The 16939-nt window shown below is 72.2% G+C and carries 12 protein-coding genes; 7 read left to right on the top strand and 5 right to left on the bottom strand.

What is annotated here, in order from left to right:
• On the top strand, positions 1 to 1383 hold the full coding sequence (locus IH80_RS0102510; protein ID WP_030957277.1) for a DUF1996 domain-containing protein: 1383 nt from the start codon (positions 1 to 3) through the stop codon (positions 1381 to 1383).
• Between the two features lie 542 nt (positions 1384 to 1925).
• On the opposite strand, the gene IH80_RS0102505 is transcribed toward IH80_RS0102510, so the two are convergent.
• Complete coding sequence (locus IH80_RS0102505; protein ID WP_420708750.1) at positions 1926 to 3041, bottom strand: PucR family transcriptional regulator; 1116 nt, start codon at positions 3039 to 3041, stop codon at positions 1926 to 1928.
• A gap of 765 nt (positions 3042 to 3806) precedes the next feature.
• On the opposite strand from IH80_RS0102505, the gene IH80_RS0102500 reads away from it, so the two are divergent.
• From IH80_RS0102500 to IH80_RS0102480, 5 genes are all read left to right on the top strand, one after another.
• Positions 3807 to 4691 (top strand): hypothetical protein, encoded by an 885-nt coding sequence (locus IH80_RS0102500; RefSeq protein WP_063757238.1) that lies wholly within the window; start codon positions 3807 to 3809, stop codon positions 4689 to 4691.
• A gap of 29 nt (positions 4692 to 4720) precedes the next feature.
• A complete protein-coding gene (locus tag IH80_RS0102495) occupies positions 4721 to 6139 on the top strand; it encodes an NADH-quinone oxidoreductase subunit NuoF family protein (RefSeq protein WP_234432092.1) in 1419 nt (472 codons plus the stop codon).
• A 137-nt stretch (positions 6140 to 6276) separates the two neighbouring features.
• Positions 6277 to 7287: an SCO0930 family lipoprotein gene (locus tag IH80_RS0102490; protein WP_030957271.1), complete on the top strand. Its 1011-nt coding sequence runs from the start codon at positions 6277 to 6279 to the stop codon at positions 7285 to 7287.
• A 145-nt stretch (positions 7288 to 7432) separates the two neighbouring features.
• Complete coding sequence (locus tag IH80_RS40575; RefSeq protein WP_051808688.1) at positions 7433 to 8014, top strand: hypothetical protein; 582 nt, start codon at positions 7433 to 7435, stop codon at positions 8012 to 8014.
• A gap of 155 nt (positions 8015 to 8169) precedes the next feature.
• Positions 8170 to 9741 carry an alpha/beta fold hydrolase gene (locus tag IH80_RS0102480; RefSeq protein WP_037878640.1) on the top strand — a complete coding sequence of 524 codons (1572 nt, stop codon included), beginning with the start codon at positions 8170 to 8172 and terminating at the stop codon, positions 9739 to 9741.
• A gap of 14 nt (positions 9742 to 9755) precedes the next feature.
• Here IH80_RS0102480 and IH80_RS0102475 read toward each other — a convergent pair whose 3' ends face one another.
• From IH80_RS0102475 to IH80_RS0102465, 3 genes are all read right to left on the bottom strand, one after another.
• Entirely contained in the window at positions 9756 to 10208 is a 453-nt protein-coding gene (locus IH80_RS0102475) for an SRPBCC family protein (RefSeq protein WP_030957265.1), read from the bottom strand.
• Between the two features lie 98 nt (positions 10209 to 10306).
• Positions 10307 to 10720, bottom strand: coding sequence for a PaaI family thioesterase (locus IH80_RS0102470; protein WP_030957263.1), 414 nt, complete (start codon positions 10718 to 10720; stop codon positions 10307 to 10309).
• A 46-nt stretch (positions 10721 to 10766) separates the two neighbouring features.
• Positions 10767 to 12800 (bottom strand): FAD-dependent oxidoreductase, encoded by a 2034-nt coding sequence (locus IH80_RS0102465; protein WP_030957262.1) that lies wholly within the window; start codon positions 12798 to 12800, stop codon positions 10767 to 10769.
• A 166-nt stretch (positions 12801 to 12966) separates the two neighbouring features.
• On the opposite strand from IH80_RS0102465, the gene IH80_RS0102460 reads away from it, so the two are divergent.
• Positions 12967 to 13710, top strand: a complete 744-nt coding sequence (locus tag IH80_RS0102460; RefSeq protein ID WP_051808687.1) for an alpha/beta fold hydrolase — start codon at positions 12967 to 12969, stop codon at positions 13708 to 13710.
• A gap of 114 nt (positions 13711 to 13824) precedes the next feature.
• On the opposite strand, the gene IH80_RS0102455 is transcribed toward IH80_RS0102460, so the two are convergent.
• A complete protein-coding gene (locus IH80_RS0102455) occupies positions 13825 to 16848 on the bottom strand; it encodes an alpha-mannosidase (protein ID WP_030957260.1) in 3024 nt (1007 codons plus the stop codon).
• Between the last annotated feature and the right edge of the window lie 91 nt (positions 16849 to 16939).

The following is a 16939-nucleotide window of genomic DNA, read 5'->3' as shown; positions in this document are numbered from 1 at the left end:
ATGAGTCAAAAGGGCCACAAGCGCCCCCGATTGTCGACCAAGCTCGTGGGAGTGGTCTCCGCGCTCGTGCTGGGCGGCGGCGGCGTCGCCGTCATCGCCGGCAACGCCTCCGCAGGCCAGGACGACAACCGCAAGGGCCAGTTGATGACCACGATCGACTGCCCCGACGTGGGAGACAAGCTCACCGCGGTACCCGAGCAGGCCAAGGCCGAGGTCGACGCGAACCTGGCGAAGCTGGACGACCAGGTGGCGGACGCCTACCGGCGGCTCGCCGCCGGCGAGGCCCAGGGCAATGCCCTCCTCGGCGAGCTCAAGGCCAAGCGTGAGCAGACCATCAAGGGCGTGTCCGACGCGATCGACCGGGTGGCCGAGCCCCCGAAGGAGATCGCCTCGCTGGCCTCCTGCGAGATGAAGAAGGCTCCGGCCGAGGAGGACGGCGCGGCCGGCGCCGCGGCACTGCAGGCCGGGGCCGACGCCAAGTCCGCCGCGGCCGGCAGCAAGAGCGGTCCGGCGAAGAACGACTTCGTGAACATCACCAAGGTCCGTCCGAACGTCCGCAAGCCCAAGGTCCAGGGCGGCGCCTCCAACGGCACCTTCAGCGTCCAGTGCGGGCGCAACGAGAACGGCCACTTCAACCCGGACAACGTCATCGTCGCGCCCGGCGTCTCCAACGGCGCCCACCACATGCACGACTACGTGGGCAACGTGTCCACCGACGCCTTCTCCACCAACGACAGCCTCGCCAGGGCCGGCACCACGTGCAACAACGGCGACCAGTCCACCTACTACTGGCCGGTGCTGCGGCTTCGCGACGGCAAGGCCGAGCGGGACGCGAAGGCCCCCGGCGGCGGCCAGGACGGCAACGTCGGCACGATCCTGCAGCCCAAGCAGGTGACCATCGACTTCAAGGGAAGCCCCACCGGCAAGGTCACGGCCATGCCCCGCTTCCTGCGCATCATCACGGGTGACGCCAAGGCCTTCTCCAACGGCACGGCCAACGCCAACGCCTCCTGGAGCTGCACCGGCTTCGAGGACCGCCAGCTGAAGGACAAGTACCCGATCTGCCCCAAGGGCAGTGACGTGGTGCGCACCTTCACCTTCCAGAGCTGCTGGGACGGCCGGAACGCCGACAGCGCCAACCACCGCACCCACGTGGCCTTCCCGGACAACAACGGCCGCTGCAAGAACGGCTTCAAGGCCATTCCGCAGCTGGTCCAGCGCATCGTGTACGGGGTGTCGCCGGGCGCCCGCTTCGCCGTGGACAGCTTCCCCGAGCAGCTCCACAAGCCGGTGACCGACCACGGCGACTTCATCAACGTGATGTCGAACGGCCTGATGAACAAGGCCGTGAGCTGCATCAACGACGGGCGTCGCTGCCGCTGACGCTCACTGCGGGGCTCCGCCCCCTCCAGCCCCCGGGGCGGGCGCTCCCCCCATCCTCACCCCGCGCCCGCCCCGGGACCGGTGTTGGTCCGAAGCTCGCTTCGGGCCAACACCGTTTTGTGTGTCCGTCTCTCGGCCCCGTCACGGAGGGCGGGACCGCGGGCACGTACGCGCTCTCCGGTGACGGCGGGCGGTGTGCGCGGGCCGTACCGGCGTCCGGCCGGCGGCAGCGGACGGTGTGCGTGGGCGCAGCGACGCCGGGTCGGTGACGGCGGACGATGCGCATGACCACACCCACACCGGTCCGGTGACGGCGGAAGGTGAGCACGACCGCACGCACGCCGGTCCGTGGACGCCCGGCGGCGTACGGGGGCACACGAAAGCCCGGCCCGGCCCCGTGACGACGGGGCCGGGCCGGGCTGCTGCGGTTCAGAGCGGTCGGTTCAGGGGTGTGGGGTCAGGGGTGTGGGGTCGGGGGTGTGGATTCACAGGAGTGCGGGTCGAGGGGTGTGGGTTCAGGGGTGTGAGGTCAGGGGTGTGGCTCAGAGGCCGTTGACGCGGGCCATGCGGCCCACGACGACGGGGGTGAAGTCCGCCTGGATCACGCGGGCCGTCCTGCGGGTCACGCGGGAGTGCTGGCGGCGCACCTGGGCCATCAGACGGCGGCTGCGCAGGGCCATCTCCAGCTCGAACCGGGTCCGCGGGTCACGCAGGCCGGTTCCGAAGAGTTTCTCCAGCTGCCGCATGCGGTACCGCACGGTCTGCGGGTGCACGCTGAGGGCCTTCGCGGCCTCGGGGGCGCCGCCGCCCTCCAGCCAGGCGAGGAGCGTCACCTCCAGGCGCTCGCTCTGCCGCGGGGTCAGGTCCGCGAGGGGCCGCAGCCACCGGGCGGCCAGAGCGTGGGCCAGAGGTTCGTCCTGGAGCAGGAGCAGGGTCGAGAGGTGGTCGTCGACGAAGACGGCCCTTGCCTCCATACCCGGCCGACTGGGGGTCAGCCCGGCCAGGCGCAGGGCCCAGCGCAGGGAAGAGGCGGTGTCCCGGAGCGGGACCGCGTGGCCCACGGCCGCGAACCGGCCGCGCAACAGGTGCTCCAGCGGTATGCGGACATCGGCGTCCGGGCTCGGGACCAGCAGGCACGGCCGGCCGGCGAACACGCCGACGAGGGCGTCCTCCAGGACGCCCGCCAGCTGCTGCGCCTCGCCGGGCGTGGCCGGCACAATGGCCCGTACGGCCAGCGGGAGGGTCCATCCGGCCGCCTCGGCGAGCTCGGTGAGGGAGCTGTCGGACGCGACGCGGTCGTCGGTGAGGGTCCTGAACAGCTCCTGGCGGGCCCGTTCGCCCGGGCGGCTGCCGTCACCGTTCTCCTCCTCGGTCACTTCCCGGGCGCTCGCCCGGACGGGCATGCGCGCCGGCTCGCGGGTCCCGTCGCGGGACCCTGGGCGGGCCGCTTCGCGGATGTAGTCGCGCCGGCCCTCGTGCGTGATGTCGCACTCGTCCGTGTGGGTCGCCTCCTTGCTGCCGGCCGTCCTGCGGCCCGCGGTGTCGTCCTCGGTCCCGACGATTTCGACCTGGGTCTCTGCCTGGTCCTGGCACTCGTCCGGTGCTTGTTCCCGGGAGCGCTCCTGATAGCCGAGGGTGGTGAGGAGAGCCTCTTCCACGCGCTGCCGGAGCAACTCTGCATCAATGGCATCGTTGTCATCGATAAGAGCGGAAAATTCCGGAATTCCATGCAGAAGCTCCTCCACTATCTCGGCGGCCAGCGCGGGAAGTTCCCTGCGCAGGACGCGCGTCCACTCGCCTCGGGGGCGGGACCAGATGCGGTTCAGAAGTTCGCACATCGTTTTCCTCGTTCGTGCTGGGGTGAGGCTTGCCCGGGGAAGAGCGGCAAGCCCGCCGAGGTTGCCTCCCGTGCCAACAGCTTTGTCCGACATGGGAGTTGCGGCCCTCGTACTCCCTCCTGGAGAGGTCCGACCACCCACGGTCCCGGGACTTTGCCTTCTTTTTGCCGTCCGGGACGCGTAGGTGACGGGCGGGTGCGGTGGCCTGTCGCAACCTCCGCTGGAGGGGAATCTTCCGGTGTTGTTCGATGCGCCGGAGACGCGCTGCGAGAAATTATCACGTTTCGATAAATCCTGTGGAGCTGATGTGACGCTCCACGATGCTGCTGCACTCCGGCCCCAAGTTCCCTCGGCCGGCGCGGAGTTTCACAGCGCGGCCGGGCACAGACGACAACGACCCCCTGGGTGCCGAGCGCGAGGTGGAGCGCTCGGAGCCCAGGCGCACAGGAGACCTGGATGCCCTTGCCCCAGCCGCACATGCCTCGCCCGCACAGGGCGCGCCGTAAGAGCCGACACGCGGCATCGGCTCCGGCCGCAGGACGGAGGGCCGTCCGGCGGCCCTCCCTGCTGCCGACGCCCGGACGGATGAGTCCGGGTGCGCTCAGCGCCGTCGGCGCGGCCATCCTCTCCATCACCGTGGCCGCCCGCGCGGGCGCCTTCTCGCAACTCTGGGACTTCCTCGACTTCGGGGCGGGCGTCCTCTCGCTCGTCTCGCTCACCTCAACCGTCCTGTGGGGACTGATCTCCACCGACCGGCTGTTGCTGAAGTCGGGTCACCGGCTGCTGGCCCAGGGCGTGCACCGCGGCCTGGCCGTGTCCGGGCTCGGCTTCCTGGCCCTCCACATATGGGTCAAGGTCGCCGAGCAGCGGACGACCGCCTCCGCGGCGGCGGTGCCGTTCACGGATGTCGGACAGCCCGTGCTGATCGGGCTCGGCAGTCTCGCCGGGTACCTCTTCGTCGCGGTCGCGGTCTCCGGCGCGGTCCGCAGCGTGTTCGCCACCAACGGCCGGTCCCTGTGGTGGCGTGCCCTGCACTTCGCCGCCTATCCGGCGTGGGGCGCCTCACTGGTCCACGGACTGAAGGCGGGACGCGCCGCCGACCTCTACGTCACCGTGTCGTACGCCCTGTGCCTGCTCGGTGTCGCCGGCATGCTCGCGTTCCGGCTCAAGGCCAGGATGGACGAGTCGGCGTCCGGTGCCCCCGGTCCGACGAACGTTCCGCAACCGCCCGTCGTGGCGGCCGTGCCCCGGCAGCGGCGGGAGTCGCGCGCCCGGGCGGCCGGCAGCCGGGCGGCCGCCGGCCGGGAGAAATTCACCGGACCGGCCGCGCCACCCATGGACGACCAACCCGCTCTCAAGGCCGTGTACGCGGCCGACCCGGCCGGCTCCTACATGGACGCCGGCCTGGGCATGGGCACCGCCGCGGGCATGGACGGCGACCAGTTCGCCACTCGTGAGTGGCGGCTGTGAGCGGCTTCCCGCGCCCCAGCCTCGGCTGCGTGGGCGCTCCCAGACTGCTGGCCGGACTCGACCAGTCCCCCCGGCTCGACCGCGTCGCCCATCTGACCACGCACGGCCAACTGCCGCGCTACCGGCCGGACGAGCTCGTCGACCTCGCCGAGAACATCGACCTGCGCGGGCGCGGCGGGGCCGGGTTCCCCTTCGCCAGGAAGCTGCGCGCCGTCATGCGCGCGAGCGAGGGGCGCGACACGGGGACCGCGGTCGTCGTGAACGCCAGTGAGGGCGAGCCCAGTTGCCTCAAGGACAAGGCGCTGCTGCTGCACGTCCCGCACCTGGTGCTCGACGGAGCCCTGCTGGCCGCCGCCGCGGTCGGTGCCGACGACGTCGTCATCGGCGTCACCCGGCCCGACGTGGAGCAGTCGCTGCGCGCGGCCGTCGCGGAACGCGGCCCGGCGGGCCGCCAAGTGCGGGTGCAGGCCCTGCCCGAACGGTTCGTGACCGGGGAGAGCACCTCCATGGTCAACGGCCTGAACGGGGGGCCGACGCTGCCTTCGGGGCAGAAGATCCGGACCAGCGAGCGGGGTCTGGGCGGCATGCCCACCCTGTTCTCCAACACCGAGACATACGCCCAGCTCGCCGTGGCGGCACGCCTCGGCGCACTGGACTACCGGTCCGTCGGCCTGCCGTCCGAGCCCGGCACCGTGATGCTGACCATCGCCGGCTCCACGGTCGTCGAGGCACCCCTGGGGACCTCGCTGGCGTACGTGCTGGAGCTGTGCGGCCTCGACCCCGGCCAGGGTGTGCTGGTGGGCGGCTACCACGGCAAATGGCTGGATCCGGGATCCGCGCGCATCGCCGACCTGTCCCGGGGATCCCTCGCGGCCTTCGACGCGGTGCTGGGGGCGGGAGCGGTCCTGCCCCTGCCGCACGACACCTGCCCGGCCGGCGAGGTGGCGAAGGTGACCCGGTGGATGGCGGACGAGACGGCCGGTCAGTGCGGCCCCTGTTTCCGGGGACTGCCCGCACTGGCCGACGTGGTGGAGGACGCGGTCAGGGGCGGCGGCAGAAGCGCGCTGGAAACCATCGAAGCCCGGATGAAGGTGGTGCGGCGCCGCGGCGCGTGCAGCCATCCGGACGGCACCGCGGCCTTCGTGGCGTCGGCGCTCGCGGCGTTCCCGGACGAGTTCCGCGACCACGCCCTCGGCAGCGGCTGCGGCCGACGGGTGGTGGGGGCGCTGCCCCTGCCGAAGGACGAGACCCCGGAGGAACGCCTCCTGGTGGACTGGACGTTGTGCAGGGGCCACGGGCTGTGCGTGGACATCCTCCCGGACGTCGTACGGCTCGACGCGGACGGATACCCGTCCCAGGCGTCCATGCCCGTGCCCGCGCAACTGCGGCAGAAGGCGCAGCGCGCGGTGCGCCGCTGCCCCGCCCTCGCGCTGCGCATCCAGGACTGAACCAACTCCCCCGGGTTCAATGTTGGCGCGATCTGACAAATTCTCAAGGAGATCGGCATTCTCCGCCACCGGCCCCGTAGAAATTACCCAAGGCACGAGAACGCGAATCCTGACCTGAAGGAGAGATCGTGAAGAAAATGCGTCGTGGAGTATTCGCCGGGTCGGCCGTCGCGGTTTTGATGCTGACCGCCGCGTGCGGAAGCGGCGACAATTCCGCGGGAAAGAGCGATTCGGTCCAGCCGGTGGGCGACAGCAAACAGGCGGGGTCCGGCTACGACGGGTACGGGGGCGGAGCGGGCGCCGTCCCGGCGGCCGACGCCGTGAAGTCCGGCCCCGCCGGAGAGCTCAAGGTGAAGGCCACCACGGAGCTGGGAAACACGGTCACCGACAGCGCGGGATTCACGCTCTACCGCTTCGACAAGGACACGCCGAAGCCCCCGAAGTCCAACTGTGAGGGCGACTGCGCCACGGCCTGGCCGGCGGTTTCCGCGGACGACGCGTCGGCCGGGGAGGGCATCGACAAGAGCCTGCTCGGATCGGTCGAACGGGCGGACGGCACCAAGCAGCTGACCCTGGCGGGATGGCCGGTGTACCGCTACGCGAAGGACACCAAGGCGGGCGACACCCTCGGCGAGGGCGTCGGCGGGACCTGGCACGTGCTGGCGCCCGACGGCAAGCCGGCCAAGGCCGGCAACAACGCGGGCTCCGGGTCCGGCGCCGACCCGAGTGCGGGCGGCGGCGCGGGTGCCGGTGCGGGCGAGGGCGGCGGGCAGGGCAAGGCGCAGGCCGACCCGATCGGCGTCAACCGGGACACGAAGCTCGGCGCCATCCTCACGGACGCGGAGGGCCGCACGCTCTACCGGTTCGACAAGGACAGCGCCTGGCCGATGAAGACCAATTGCCTCGATGCCTGCCTGAACACGTGGAAGCCCGCCAAGGCCGTCGACAAGGAATTGGTGAAGGGAATTCCCGCCGAATTGGTGGGCACGTTCAAGCGGCCCGACGGAACCGAACAGCTGACGATCGACTGCTGGCCGCTGTACACCTTCACCGGTGACAAGGAACCGGGTGACATCAACGGACAGGGCAACAAGGGCGTCTGGTTCGCGGTCTCCGACAAGGGCAAGAAGGTGACGACCACCGGCTGAGGCCGCGGAGCCCACGCCAAGGGCTCTACGCAGCGCACAGCACCACACAGCAGAACAGCACAACACCCACGAAACGCGTGGTGCCCGGGCCCCTCCCCTCCCGGGCACCACGACCCCTTTTCCCCGATCAGCCCGTGAGGTCCCGATGCCGTCCACCGCCCGCCCCGCCCTCCGGATCCGCCCGTCACTCGCGGCCGTCGCCGCGGCGTGCGTCACCGTGCTGCTGTGCGGAGGATGCGCCGGGCATGCGGCCACGCCCGCCACCGGGGAGGCCGCCGAGCCCGCGACCTCGATCGAGGAGATCGCGACGGCCATCGGCTGTACGGCCGAAGTGAGCATGGAGGCCGACGAGTTGCGGCAGGGCGGCTGCCAGACGGACCAGGGCGCCTATCGCATGGTCACCTTCGCCGCCCAGAAGGGGCTGAGCGCCTGGCTGGACGAGGCCCGAGCCTACGGCGGGGTCTATCTGGTCGGCGACCGCTGGGTCGTCACCACCCAGTCCGCGGACGCCCTGAACGCGCTCCGCGGACGGCTGGGCGGCTCCGTGGAGACCGGCACCGCGCACGACGGCCCCTCGTCCGGGCACACGGCCCCCTCCGGGCACGCCGCGCCCTCCGGCGGGGCGGCGCCCTCCGGGAGCCCGGCACCGGCCGGGGAGACGGCACCCTCCGCGCCCGCCGGCTCCTCCGAGCACTCCGGCCACTCGGCTCCCCCTGCAGGCAGCTGAGTCGGGCGGGCTCCCCGGCGACGGCGTGTCGGCCAGTGTCCTGATATCGGCTCATTCGTGAGGAGCACACGGCACTGCCCTCCGGGATGATTCGGCCGGGGCGGCGCGTGCAACAAGGTGGACTCGTACGCGACTTCACCGAAAGGATCAGCTCCTTGCGCCTGAAACGCCTCGCACCGCTGCTCGCCGCCGGACTCGTCGCCACCACCGTGCCCCTGCTGACCTCGACGCAGGCCGCCGCGGCTCCCGCGGCCGACCATCTGCGCCAGAAGCCCGCCTGGCAGCGGTGCGACCCCGAACAGCCGGCCTCCTACGAGTGCGCCACGCTGAAGGTCCCGCTCGACTACCGGCGTCCCGACGGGCGCACGATCGACATCGCGATATCCAGGATGAAGAGCGAGAACCCCGCCAAGCGGCACGGCGTCCTGCTGCTGAACCCCGGCGGGCCCGGCGGTTCGGGACTCGACCTGCCCGTGCTGATGCACGGGCTGATGCCCAAGGACGTCCGGGACGGCTACGACCTGATCGGCTTCGACCCGCGCGGGGTCGGTGCCAGCAGCCCCATCACCTGCGGGCTGAACGATGCCGAGCAGGCCTTCGAACGCGCCTACCGCCCGGAGACCTTCCCCTCCGACGTCACGTGGGCCCGTACGGTCGCCGACAAGTGCCGCGAGAAGGCCGGTGACGTGCTGCCGCACATCACCACCCGCAACACGGCCCGCGACATGGACACGATCCGCGCGGTCCTCGGCGAGCGGAAGATGTCCTACCTGGGCTACTCGTACGGCACCTACCTGGGCGCGGTGTACTCGCAGATGTACCCGGAGCGCACCGACCGCTTCGTGCTCGACAGCGGCGTGGACCCGCAGCGGATCTGGCGCGGGATGATCCAGGTGTGGGCCACCGAGGCCGAGCCCGCCTTCGCGCGGTGGACGCAGTGGGCGGCGCAGCGGTCGGCCGAGTACGGGCTGGGCGACACCCCCAAGGCCGTTTCCGACACGTTCTGGGGGCTCGTGGAGCGCGCCGACCGGGAGCCCATCGACTTCGAGGGCATGAAGGTCGACGGAGACATGATCCGGGCCGCGCGCGCCGTGTTCTTCTACCCGGCGCAGGCCACACCGCTGGTCTCGGCCCTGAAGGCCGCCGCCGAGGGCAGGCCGCAGCCGGCGGGCACGGACCTGAAGGAGCTGAAGCTGCAGTTGCTGGGCCGGACGGCCGAGCCGCCCCCCACGGACAACAGCACGGCCGTCTTCTGGGCCGTGGCCTGCGGGGACACCGGCAGCTGGCCCCGCTACACCGAGCAGTACGAGCGGGACGCGGCCAAGGACAAGGTGAAGTACCCGCTGTACGGGGACTTCGCGTCCAACATCAAGCCGTGCGCCTTCTGGGACCGGCCGGTGGAGGCGGCCACGCCGATGCACAAGAAGGCGAACGTGCTGACGGTGCAGAACGAGTGGGACTCGCAGACCCCGCTCACCAGCGGCCAGGGCCTGCACCGTGCGCTCAAGGGCTCGCGGATGGTGCTGGCGGCCGGCGGTGAGGGCCACGGCGTGTACCTCTTCGACACCGCCTCCTGCGCCAATGCCCCGGTCAACGAGTACCTGGCCACGGGCAGGCTGCCCGCCCAGGACGTGACCTGCCAGAACCCGGCGGGGGCCACCGCCGAGGGCCGCGGAGCCGCTCCGGCCAAGCCGCTGCCCCTGCCCGGGGTTCCCGGGCGGTTCTGACCCGGCACCGGGGCTCAGCTCGTGAGGGACGCCTCCGCGGCCGCCTTGATACGGCGGCCGAAGTCGGGGGCGTCCTTGCGTGCCGCGCTCGCCGCGATGCCGACGAGGAGCTTTCCGAGGCCGTGGCCCTCCAGCGTGTTGAAGATCCGGACCCGGGTACGCCCGCCGGGCAGGGGCTCGAGGTCGTAGCCGCCCTCCGCGGTGACCAGGTTGCGGCTCTGCTCGGTCCAGCGGATCAGGTAGGGCGGGTCGAAGCCGGTGATGCGGAACTCGCGGGCCGTCTTCATCGCGGCGTCCTTGACCGTGCTGCGGAAGACGGTGCCGAGCACGGTGGGGCCGTCGGGGGTCTTGGTGATCTGCTGGACGCGCGGACTGAAGTCGGGGTCGTTGCGTCCGTCGGCGAGGTAGGCGAAGACCTGCTCGACCGGTCGGTCGATCTCGACGCTCGCCTCGAACTGTCCGGACATGTCCGCTCCTCGGTGCGACTACCCGAGCCATGTTCCCAGAGCCCCGGCGGACGCGCCCGCCGAGCGTCGGGGCAACCGGCGGCGCGTACGGGCGGGGGTCAGCCGAGCAGGGCGTAGACCGTGGAGGCGGTGGCGGCCGGCTCGTCGGCGCCCTCGGGGGTCAGGGTGATGTCGGCGAAGGCCATGCGCTTGCCGAGCTTGGTGACCCGTACGTGGACGAGCACGTCGGCGTCGACGACCGGCCGCTGGAAGCTCGTGGACTGCTGGACGGTGGTCATCGGGCCGTACCCGCCGCGCGCGGCGGAGATCGCGATGACGGTGGCGGTGTCCGCGGCGGCCATCATGGCCTGCCCGGAGAGGCCGCCGCCGTCCCGCGCGAGGCCTGCGGACCACGGCAGCCGCAGGATGGCGTGCCGCTCGCCGGTCTCCTGGACGGTGAGTCCGAGGGCGAGCACCCAGGGCGCGAAGTTGTCGGCGAGGATCTTGTCTGCGTCTGCGGGAGAGAACGTCACCGGGAGATTGTGGCGGCCCGGCCGGACCGCCACAATCCCCTTTCGGTCAGAGCTTCGCGGCGAGCTCCGTGCCCTGGCGGATGGCCCGCTTGGCGTCGAGCTCGGCCGCCACGTCGGCACCGCCGATCAGGTGGGCCTCGACGCCGGCCGCGCGCAGGGCCTCGTAGAGGTCCCGGCGCGGTTCCTGGCCGGTGCACAGGACGACCGTGTCCGCGGGTACGAGGCGCTGCTCGCCGCCGACGGTGATGTGCAGGCCCTCGTCGTCGATGCGGTCGTACGCGGCACCGGCGACGGAGACGACACCGCGGTGCTTGAGCTCGGCGCGGTGGATCCAGCCGGTGGTGGTGCCCAGGCCGGCGCCGACCTTGGTGTCCTTGCGCTGGAGCAGGTGGACCTGGCGCGGCGGCGCAGGGCGCTCGGGTGCGGTGAGCCCGCCGGGGCCGGCGTACGCGGTGTCGACGCCCCAGTGGCGGAAGTAGACGTCCGGGTCCTGGGAGGCTCCCTCACCGCTGTCGGTGAGGTATTCGGCGACGTCGAAGCCGATGCCGCCGGCGCCGACGACGGCGACGCGCTCGCCGACGGGGGCGCCGTCGCGCAGGACGTCGAGGTAGCTGACCACGTTGGCGCGGTCCACGCCCTCGATGTCGGGGGTGCGGGGGGTGACGCCGGTGGCGACGACGACCTCGTCGTAGCCCTGGAGGGTCTCCACGTCGGCGCGGGTGTCCAGCCGCACGTCGATGTCGTGGGCGGCGAGCTGGGTGCCGAAGTAGCGGATGGTCTCCTCGAACTCCTCCTTGCCCGGGATGCGGCGGGCGATGTCGAGCTGGCCGCCGATGTGGCCGGAGGTCTCGAAGAGGGTGACGGCGTGGCCGCGTTCGGCGGCGGAGACCGCGCAGGCGAGGCCGGCCGGGCCGGCGCCGACGACCGCGACGCGCTTCTTCAGCTTCGTGGGCGAGAGCACGAGCTCGGTCTCGTGGCAGGCCCGCGGGTTCACCAGGCAGCTGGTGATCTTGCCGCTGAAGGTGTGGTCGAGGCAGGCCTGGTTGCAACCGATGCAGGTGTTGATGGTCTCGGGGCGGCCGGCCGCGGCCTTGGCGACGAAGTCGGCGTCGGCCAGGAAGGGGCGGGCCAGGGAGACGAGGTCGGCACGGCCGTCGGCGAGCAGTTCCTCGGCGATCTCCGGGGTGTTGATGCGGTTGCTGGTGACGAGCGGGACGGAGACCGCGCCCATCAGCCGCTTCGTGACCCAGGTGTAGGCGCCGCGCGGTACGGAGGTGGCGATGGTGGGGATGCGGGCCTCGTGCCAGCCGATCCCGGTGTTGATGATGGTGGCGCCGGCCGCCTCGATCTCCTTGGCGAGGTGGACCACCTCCTCGAGGGTGGAGCCGCCGGGGATCAGGTCGAGCATGGAGAGGCGGTAGACGAGGATGAAGTCCTCGCCGACGGCCTCGCGGGTGCGGCGGACGATCTCCAGCGGGAAGCGGACCCGGTTCTCGTAGGCGCCGCCCCAGCGGTCGGTGCGCTTGTTCGTCGCGGCGGCGATGAACTCGTTGATCAGGTAGCCCTCCGAGCCCATGATCTCGACGCCGTCGTAGCCGGCGAGCTTGGCGAGCCGGGCGGCCCGGACGAAGTCCTCCACCGTTTGCTCGACCTCGGCGCCGGAGAGCTCGTTCGGGACGAAGGGGCTGATGGGGGCCTGGATGGCGCTGGGCGCGACCAGGTCCTTGTGGTAGGCGTAGCGGCCGAAGTGGAGGATCTGCATCGCGATCTTCCCGCCCTCGGCGTGCACGGCGTCGGTGATCACCCGGTGCTCGGCGGCCTCCTCCTCGGTGGTGAGGCGGGATCCCCCCTCGAAGGGGCGGCCGGCGTCGTTGGGGGCTATGCCGCCGGTGACGATCAGGCCGGCGCCGCCGCGGGCGCGTTCGGCGTAGAAAGCGGCGAGGCGCTCGAAGCCGCCCTGATGCTCCTCCAGGCCGGTGTGCATCGACCCCATGATCACGCGGTTCGGCAGGGTGGTGAAGCCGAGGTCCAGGGGGCTCAGCAGGTGCGGGTACCGGCTCTGGGAACTCTGCGGACTCATCGGGTGTGCCTCCTCGCACGGGGGTGATGAACCTGTTCTAGCGAGGGCGGGCCCGTTTTGCAACTAGGTGCAAAACCGGGGCGGGGGTCACCGGCCCGTGTTTCCCCGCCCCCTTGGGCCCGGCCCCCCACGCCTGTGGCGGAGTTCACGCCGTAGGCTCGGCCGGATGGCGGACCACCTCACCCCGACTCCGGACGGCGCCGGGCCGGCGTACCGTGCGGCCGGCCCCGACGGCGGGGACCCGCTGGTCCTGCTGACCGCGCCGCAGGGCACGGCAGACGACTGGGCACCGGTACGGGACGCACTGGCACGCGGACGCCGGGTCTACGCCCCGGACCTGGGCGGGCCCACCGGGGGCGACCGGCCGGCACCGCTGATGCGCGACGACCTGCTCGGCTTCCTGGACACCCCGGGGCTCGACCGGGTGGACCTGATCGGGCACTCGACGGGCGGCCTCGTGGCCCTCCTGGTCGCACAGGCCGCACCGCACCGCGTGGTCCGGCTCGTCCTGGCGGAGCTGCCTCCCGCCCTCCCCCGCGAACCACCCGCCGCGCCCGGGCGGATCACGGCCCCGACCCTGGTGGTGAACGGCGCCGTGGATGCGGCCGGCCAGGTCCCGGACGCGCGCATGCTGGCGATCCCGGCGGACGGGCGGCCGGTCCACCGGGCCGCGCCGGCGGCCTTCGCGGCGGCCGTCGAGGCCTTCCTCGACGAGGTGCCCGACAGCGAAGTCGCCGCCGCTGGCTGGCCGGGTCCGGAGTCACCCAGACCGGGGAGTCGGCGTGGTGGGACGCCGACCCCCCGGCCGGCCCCCTCACCGCCGTCGACGTCAGCGACCGGATGGGCTGGCTCGTCTTCGACGACGAGGACCTCGGCCTCGCCGGCCGGCTGCGCGTGGCACTGGGGCTGATGGACCTGCTCGGCGCCCACCCCCTGCTGGCAGGTCAGATCCCCATGGCCCACCTCGGGCCGCGGGGACCTCGACGGCGACCGGTCCGGAGCGGCGCGGTCCGGCGGGCGGCCGTCAGGCGCGGCGGAGGCGGACCGTGAGGATCTGGAAGGGGCGCAGGGTCAGGGCGACCGTGCCGTCCGCCGCAGGGGCGGCGACGGCCGTGCCCGCGAGGGGCCGCTCCAGCAGGTCGCTCTCGACGGCCTCCGCGACCGGGAAACCCGCCGTGAGGGTGGCACGGGCACGGCCGCCGCGGGACTCGTAGAGCCGGACGACCACGTCACCACTGCGGTCCTCGGCGAGTTTGACCGCCTCGACCACCACCGCGTCCTCGTCGACCGCCAGCAGCGGGGCGACCGGGCCGGCGCCGGTGAGGCTGCGCTCGGGCAGGTTCAGGGCGTGGCCCTCGCGGACCGCGTCCCCGATGCCCGCGCCGGGCGCCAGCGAGAAGCGCAGGGTGTGGGAGCCCTGGTCGGTCTCCGGGTCCGGGTAGCGCGGGGCCCTCAGCAGGGAGAGCCGTACGGTGGTGGTCTGGCCGCCGTCGGCCCGTACGTCGCGGGTCACGTCGTGCCCGTACGTGGAGTCGTTGAGCAGGGCGACCCCCCAGCCGGGCTCCTCCGCATGGATCCAGCGGTGGGCGCAGATCTCGAACTTGGCCGCCTCCCAGGAGGTGTTGGTGTGGGTGGCCCGGAACACGTGCCCGAACTGGGTCTCGGACGCGGTCCGTTCGGCCTTCACGTCCAGCGGGAAGGCCGCCTTGAGGAATTTCTCCGTCTCGTGCCAGTCGACGTCCGTGACGATGTCGACCGTCTTGGCCCCGGCCCGCAGGGTGATCTGCTGGACCGCCCTGGACCTCCCGAACGACCGGGTCACCCGGACCGTCGCCGACCGGGGCCCGCTCTCGGCGACCTCCAGAGCGTCCAGCCCGACGAGGTCGGTGACGTTGTTGCGGTAGAACTCGTCCACGTCCCAGGCGTCCCACATGTTGGGGAAGTCGGGGTGGATCTGGAGCAGGTTCGCGGCGGCCCCCGGGGCGACGGACTCGCGGCGCGCCTCCAGGTCGTAGACGGAGACGATCAGGCCGCGGCCGTCCACCTCCACCAGCAGCCGGCCGTTGGCCAGGACGTGCCCGCCCCCGTGCCGCTCCTCCACCGTGACGGGCTCCGGCGGCTGCGCCGGGCGGGCCGCACCGCCCGCCGGGACGCCGCGGCGGGCGTACGGGGCACAGTTGAAGACCAGTTCCTCGGCGCCCTCCCCCGCCAGCGCCTGCTGCGCGGCGAGGGTGATCCCCCGGAGTTCCCCGGCCACCTGCCCGTACGTCTCGCGGGCCTCGCGGTGCACCCAGGCGATGGAGGACCCCGGCAGGATGTCGTGGAACTGGTGGAGCAGCACCGTCTTCCAGATCCGCTCCAGGTCCTCGTACGGGTACGCGTACCCCGCCACCCGCACGGCGGCGGTCGCCGCCCACAGCTCGGCCTCGCGCAGCAGCGATTCGCTGCGCCGGTTGCCCTGTTTGGTCCTGGCCTGGGAGGTGTAGGTGCCGCGGTGCAGCTCCAGGTAGAGCTCGCCGGCCCAGACGGGGGCGTCCTCGTACTCGGCGCGGGCCTTCTCGAAGAAGGCGTCGGGCCGCTCGATCTCGATGCGCGGGGAGCCTTCGAGGTCGCGCTGGCGGCGGGCGCGCGCGAGGTGCTCACGGGTGGGGCCGCCGCCGCCGTCTCCCCAGCCGAAGGGAGCCAGCGAACGTGAACCACGGCCCTTCTCACGGTAGTTGCGGGCGGCATGTGCCATCTGGGCGCCGCCGAGGTCGGAGTTGTAGGTGTCCACGGGCGGGAAGTGCGTGAAGATGCGGGTGCCGTCGATGCCCTCCCACCAGAAGGTGTGGTGGGGGAAGGTGTTCACCTGCGACCAGCAGATCTTCTGGGTCAGGAACCAACGGGAGCCGGAGAGCCTGACGATCTGCGGCATGGCGGCGGTGTAGCCGAAGGAGTCGGGCAGCCAGACGTTGTGCGTGTCGATGCCGAACTCGTCGAGGAAGAACTTCTTGCCGTAGAGGAACTGGCGGGCCATCGCCTCCCCGCCGACCATGTTGGTGTCGGACTCCACCCACATGCCGCCGACCGGCACGAACTGTCCGTCCGCGACCTTCTTCTTGACCCGCTCGAAGAGCTCGGGCCGGTGGGTCTTGATCCAGTCGAGCTGCTGCGCCTGCGACATGGCGAAGACGAACTCGGGGTGGTCGTCCATGAGGTTGACCATGTTGGACGTGGTGCGGGCGACCTTGCGCACCGTCTCGCGCAGCGGCCACAGCCACGCCGAGTCGATGTGTGCGTGGCCGACCGCGCTGATGCGGTGCGCGGAGGCGTTGGCGGGGGCGGCGAGGACCCCGGCGAGGCGGGCGCGTGCGGCGGGCGCCGTGCCGGGCACGTCGGTGAGGTCGACCGAGTCCAGGGCGGCGCCGAGGGCGCGCAGGATCTCGTACCGGCGGGCGTCCTCGGTGGCGAGCTGCGTCATCAGCTCGTAGAGCACTTCGAGGTCCTGGACCAGTTCCCAGACCTCGGTCTCGAAGAGGGTGAGGTCCATCCGGGCGAGGCGGTAGAGGGGCTGGTCGCCGCTGGTGCGCGCGTCGCCCTCGTAGGTGGGGCGGTGGTCGACCAGGACGGGGTTGGAGGCGGCCTCGACGTACCATTCGATCCGCTCGCCGCCCTCGGCGCGGTCGGCCACGCGCACCCAGTCGTTGTACGGGTTGAGGGCCTTGATCTCGCCGCCGTCGGCCCGGTGGACCAGGCCCTCGCACTGGAAGCCGGGCATCATCCGGTCGAAGCCGAGGTCGAGGACGGCCTCCACGGTCCGTCCGGCCCACCCGGCGGGGACGGTTCCGGTGACCTTGAACCAGGTGGTGCCCCAGGCCGGTCCCCACGGATCGCCGGGCGCGCAGGGCTCGTAGGGCGCCGCCAGGCCCTCGGCGACGGGGACGGGCTCGCCCGGGGCGTCCCAGCGCTCGACGGTCAGCGGGAGCGGGCTGGAGTGGACGGCGGGCTTGATGCGCTCGTGGAGCACCCGGCGGAGGCGGTGTTCGGTGATGCTGCGGTCGTCATGCATGACAGCTGCTCCCGGAGGTGGTGGTCGGTCGGTACGGGGGCCTGCGGGTCGGTGCGGAGTGCCAGCGGGTCGGTACGGGGGCCTGCGGGTC

It is taken from the genome of Streptomyces sp. NRRL S-378 (genome assembly GCF_000720645.1).
Lineage (GTDB): Bacteria > Actinomycetota > Actinomycetes > Streptomycetales > Streptomycetaceae > Streptomyces.
Note: the sequence above shows the minus strand (reverse complement) of the source record. Positions and strands in the feature narration are given on the sequence as shown.